We start from the raw sequence: 5,516 nt of genomic DNA on the forward strand, positions 1-5,516 counted from the left end.
ACTCCTCCTCGGGAGAAGAGGGATCAAACAACTTCCAAACCCAACAAACCCGCGCCCGATCATCCCTGGCGCAAGCAAGGAACCTTTCGCCGGACATTTCTAAATCAACCAAACCCCGGACTTTTCTAAATCAACGAGACAAGGCTCACGCGGAGACGCGAAGGAATTACTCGTATCCTCCGCGTCTCCGCGTGAGCCTGGTCAGTCGGCAGGCGAGGCGGTATCAGGCGTGCGCGCCGTTCTCCCACGGCTTGAGGACCACCTTGATGCAGCCGTCCTGCTTCTCGCGGAAGGTCTTGTAGGCGTTCGGGCCCTGGTCAATCGGGAGCCTGTGGGTGATCACGAACGAGATGTCGATGTCGCCCGCCTCCACGCGGCGCAGGAGCGGCTCCATGTAGCGGAGCATGTGCGTCTGGCCGGTCTTGATGGCGATTCCCTTGTTCATCAGCGCGCCCAGCGGGATCTTGTCGCCCAGCCCAACGTACACGCCCGGGACCGAGATCGTCCCGCCCTTGCGGCAGCACATGATGGCCTCGCGCAGCACGTGCGGGCGGTCGGTCTCCTGCATCAGCAGCACCTTGACCCCGTCCATGATCGCGTCGAAGCTGCCGAACGCGTGCGCCTCCGCGCCCACGGCATCGATGCAGCGGTCCGCGCCCCGGCCACTGGTCAGCTCCTGGATGCGGTCGTAGACGTGTCCTTCGCTGAAGTCCAGCACCTCCGCCTTCCCGAACTCCTTCGCCATCCGCAGCCGCTCGGGCACGCGGTCGATGGCGATCACCCGCCCGGCGCCCATCATCCACGCGCTCTGGATGGAGAACTGGCCGACCGGGCCGCATCCCCACACCGCCACCGTGTCGCCCGGCTCGATGTCGGCGTTCTCGGCCGCCATCCACCCCGTGGGGAAGATGTCGGAGAGGAAGAGCACCTTCTCGTCGGGCAGGTCGTTCTCGATCTTCAGGCAGATGACGTTCGCATGCGGAACGCGGAGGTACTGCGCCTGCCCGCCGGGATACTCGCCGGTGAGCGCGGAGTAGCCGAAGAGCCCCGCCGGCGCGTGTCCCATCAGCTTCTGGGCGATCTCGGGCTTGCGGTTGGTGGTGTCGCAGCAGGACCACAGCCCCTTCTGGCAGAACCAGCACTCGCCGCAGCAGATGGTGAAGGGGATCACCACGCGGTCGCCGCGCTTCAGGTTGGTGACGGCGCTCCCCACCTCTTCCACAATCCCCATGGGCTCGTGGCCCATGATGTCGCCCGGCTTCATGAAGGGGACGTAGCCGTCGTACAGGTGCAGGTCGCTCCCGCAGATGGCGGTGGAGGTGATGCGGACGATCGCGTCCGTGGGCTCCTCGATCACGGGATCGGGAACGTTGTCGCAACGAATGTCCTCCCTGCCGTGCCAGACCAGTGCCTTCATCCGAGCCTCCCCGCCTCTTCAGGGTTCCCTTCCCACGAGTGCCGGCGGACTACGCCCGCAGATCCGCCCGCTCCGAACACCGAGACCGCCCCGGCACGGCGGCCGCCCGCGAGGACGGCCGCGCGCGCCGGTCCGACTTCCGTGCGCTACGAGCGCGTCTTGCTGAGCGCCATCCCGTCGATGATGTCGAGCGCGGTCACCCCCAGCACCGCGCCGATGGCGATGGCCAGGTTGCGCTTGTTGGCGTCCTCGCTGCGGAACCCCGCGCCGAGCGATGCCAGGTCGACCGCGTCACCCGCCACGCGGTTCCAGATGAACGGGGCGATGCGGCTCCCCATCAGGATCCCCGCGCCGGCCGCGATCTCGCGCACCCCGTAGGCGCGGATGAGCTTCGCGTTCTCCACGCCCAGCCACTCCTCGAGCTGCCGCGTGCCGAGCAGCTCGAACAGCCCCAGCCCGATGCTGAACCATCCCAGCCCGACCGCCAGCCGCTTCCCCCACACGGGCGTCGCCAGCTCCGGCACGTCGGTGCGGATGCGGTTCACCTCGCTCCGAGGCCGCCCGTCGTGCGCGGGGGCGCGGCGCTGCGGCTCCCACGCCTCCCGGCGCCTCGGCGCTCCCGTCTGGTTCGCGTTCATGGTGGCGTCCATCTTCTTCTCCTGGCTGCAGTTACCAGCACCGGGCGCTTCCCCCGCGCGCCGTTTTGGGGGCGAACCCCTCTCGCACGCCCCGTGCCCGCCCGGCCGGACGATCCGTCGCAAACGGATGAAGTGCTACAGAGATTGGACGAGATGAGGATGTGCCATGAAGCCGGTAAAACAACGCGACCCACGCGGAGCCGCGGAGGGCGCGGAGAACTGCGGAGAGGAGCAATGGGCGAGGCAGACGTCTCCGCGTTTCCTCCGCGTTCTCCGCGCCTCCGCGCGAGACTCGTTTCCAGATCGAACGACTCGTGCTCCAGCCTGGGGAATCGGACTGGAGCACGAAGATGTCGTTCGGGAGATGGGGTTCAGCCGAGGCGGCGCAGGGTGATGGTGAGGGTGGCGTCGCCGACCTGCACCTCGCCGGTGGCATCGGCGGAGTCGAGGCCGCCGTCGAGCGACTCGGCCAGCACCTGCTCCATAATGAAGTCGCGGTGCTGCTGGATGGCGCGGCCCACCTGTCCGTCCGCGCCGGTGATCCCCAGCGCGATGCGCTCCTCCACGCGGAAGTTCGCGTCCTTGCGCATCACCTGGATCTGGCGCACCAGGTCGCGCGCCATCCCCTCCTCCACCAGCCACTCCGGCAGCTCCGTGTCGAGCGCCACCGTCAGCCGCTCGCCCGCGGCGACAAGGACGCCCTCGCGCGGCTTTGTCCGCCGCTGGAAGAGCTTCGCCGGGAGCGGCTCCTCCCATCCGGCCAGCGCGACGGGCTGCTCGCGGTCGTACTGCTCCACCGCGGCGCGCATGTCGCCGGGCTGCATGGTCTCCAGCAGCGCCTTCAGCTCCTTGATCCGCCCCTTCAGGAACGGCCCGGCCACGCCGAAGTCGAGGGACAGGAACGGCACCTCCAGCTGCTCCTGGCTGCGCAGGACGCTGACCTCCTTCACGTTCACCTGGTCGGCGATCAGGTCGCGCATGCGCTCGATGGCCGCCGCGTCGGCCGCATCCCCCGCGACCACCTCCATGCGCAGGAGCGGCTGGCGCACCTTCAGCCCGTGCTCGTTGCGCAGCCTGAGCGCCAGGGTGATGGCGTCGCGCGCCACCGCCGTGTCGGCCAGCACGCGCGCCGCGCCGTCGTGCACGGGGAAGTCTTTCGGCCAGCCGGCCAGGTGCACCGACTCGACGTCCGCCACCGATGCGTCGTAGCGCCGCACCACCTTCTGCCAGAGGGTCTCGCTGACGAAGGGGATGATGGGCGCCATCGCCTGCAGCCCCACTCGCAGCGCGCGCAGCAGGCACCAGTAGGCGGTGCGCTTGTCCGCGTCGTCCTCGCCGCGCCAGAAGCGCTTGCGGTTGACGCGGATGTACCAGTTCGACAGATCGTCGGCCCACACCTCGAACTCGCGCACCACCGTCGGCGTGTCGTACGAGTCGTACGCCGTCGCCACCGCGCGCTTGAACTCGTTGGTGCGCGCCAGCAGCCACGCGTCCGTCACCTGCAGCCGGTCGAACGCGGGGCGGAAATTCGCCAGGTCCGGCTTGTCGAGCGCCGCGTAGGTGTTGAAGAAGACAAACGCGTTCCACAGGCCCAGCAGCTGGCGGCGCACCTCGTCGCCCAGGTTGTAGCCGAAGCGGACGCTGGCGCCCACGTTCGCGCGCGCGAACAGGTAGCGCATCACGTCCACTCCCATCTCCTCCGCCGCGTCCTCGAAGGCGATCATGTACCCCGTCTTCGAGAACTTCCGCCGGTCCTCCGAGACGACGGACTCGTACGACAGCACGCGGTCGTACGGCGCGCGATCGAACAGCGTCACGCTCATGTACAGCATCGAGTAGAACCACAGGCGCACCTGCTCGCGCATCTCCGTGATCCACTCGGCCGGATAGAGCTTCTGCCAGCGCTCGCGGTCGTCGAAATATCCCATGGTGGAGAAGGGGACGATCCCCGCGTCCAGCCACACGTCGCCCACCTCCGTCACCCGCGCGGCCTCGGCGTCGCAGTGCGGGCAGCGGATGCGGATCTCGTCCACCCACGGCCGGTGCAGCGAGGGAAGCTCGACCTCCGGGTTCACCGCGCGCTGGAGAAGCTCGTCCTTCGAGCCGATCACCGTCAGCTCGCCGCACTCGGTGCAAGGGTAGAAGGGGAGCGGCATCCCGTAAAAGCGCTTCCGGGAGATGTTCCAGTCTCCCATGTTCGTCAGCCAGTCCTCCATGCGCTTGCCCACGTGCTCGGGCTCCCAGCGCACGGCGGCCGACGCGGCCAGCATCCGCGGACGGACCGAGTCGGAGCGGATGAACCACTCCTCGCTCAGCCGGAACACCGTCTCCGTCTTGCAGCGCCAGCAGATGGGATAGCTGTGGACGTGGTCCTCGGTGCGGAACAGCTTCCCCGCCGCCTGCAGCGCGTCGATGATGGGCTGCGCCGCGTCGCCCGTCGACAGCCCGGTGAGCGGGCCGAAGCCGTCCACGTAGCGCCCCGACTCGTCGATGGGGAGGATCGTGGGGAGATTCTCCGTCTTCCCCAGCTCGAAGTCCTCCGCCCCGCACCCGGGGGCGATGTGCACCGTCCCCGTCCCCTCGTGCGGATCGACCTCGCTCCAGGCGACGACGCGATGGGGGACGTCCTGCTGCGCCGGGAGATCGGGGAAGAAGGTCTCGAACTCCAGCCCCACCAGCTCCGAGCCCGGGAAGGTGCGCACGATGTGCACGTCGCCCGCGCGGACGAAGGGGAGCGCCGCCTCGCCCACGATCAGCACCTCGTCGCTCCCGCCGACCCGGATCTCGCAGTAGATGGAGGCGGGGTTGACGGCGAGCGCGACGTTCGCGGGAAGCGTCCACGGCGTCGTCGTCCAGACGAGGACGCGGCGCCCGTCCGCCAGCGGCGCCTTGGCGAAGATCGCGCGGTGGGTGATCTCGCGGTGGCTGCCGGCCGCTTCGTGCTCGCTGAGGCTGGTGCCGCAGCGGGGGCACCAGGTCAGCGGCATGCGCATCCGGTGGATCCAGCCGTTCTCGTGGCACGTTTTCAGGAAGTGCCAGATCCCCTGGATGTTGGTGTCGGTGTTGGTGAAGTACGAGTTGCCCCAGTCCATCCACTGCCCCAGGCGGATGGACTGCTCGGTCTGGATGCCGGCGTACTTCGCGACGCGCTCCTTGCAGCGCTGCACGAACTCGGCGATGCCGTACTCCTCGATCTCGCGCTTGCTGCCGAAGCCGAGCTCCTTCTCGACCTCCACCTCCACCCACAGCCCCTGCGCGTCGAAGCCGTTCTGCCAGTTGCAGGTGAAGCCCTGCAGCGCCTTGTAGCGCAGGAACACGTCCTTGAGCGTGCGCCCCCAGGCGTGGTGCACGCCCATGGGGTTGTTCGCGGTGATCGGGCCGTCGACGAAGGAGAACTTCGGCCCGCCGGCGTTGCGCGCGCGCAGCGTCTCGAAGACCCGCTCGCGCTCCCACAGCGCGAG

General features: G+C 68.5%; 3 protein-coding genes. All 3 read right to left on the reverse strand.

Going from position 1 to position 5,516, the window contains the following annotated elements; all coding sequences use genetic code 11:
• Window positions 1-223 precede the first annotated feature (223 nt).
• The gene (locus tag VF092_29725) at window positions 224-1,417 is read right to left on the reverse strand and encodes a zinc-dependent alcohol dehydrogenase (protein HEX6751509.1); all 1,194 of its coding nucleotides are present in this window, start codon (window positions 1,415-1,417) and stop codon (window positions 224-226) included.
• Between the two features lie 146 nt (window positions 1,418-1,563).
• Window positions 1,564-2,067 (reverse strand): hypothetical protein, encoded by a 504-nt coding sequence (locus VF092_29730; protein HEX6751510.1) that lies wholly within the window; start codon window positions 2,065-2,067, stop codon window positions 1,564-1,566.
• Window positions 2,068-2,426: 359 nt separating this feature from the next.
• Window positions 2,427-5,516 (reverse strand): isoleucine--tRNA ligase (gene ileS, locus VF092_29735; protein ID HEX6751511.1); only part of this gene is annotated, 3,090 nt, incomplete at its 5' end.

Source organism: Longimicrobium sp., assembly GCA_036377595.1.
Classification (GTDB): domain Bacteria; phylum Gemmatimonadota; class Gemmatimonadetes; order Longimicrobiales; family Longimicrobiaceae; genus Longimicrobium.

What these genes read in the sequence shown, in the direction of transcription:
- VF092_29725 (HEX6751509.1), bottom strand. Translation starts at nt 1,417, where the DNA reads ATGAAGGCACTGGTCTGGCACGGCAGGGAGGACATTCGTTGCGACAAC.
- VF092_29730 (HEX6751510.1), bottom strand. Translation starts at nt 2,067, where the DNA reads ATGGACGCCACCATGAACGCGAACCAGACGGGAGCGCCGAGGCGCCGG.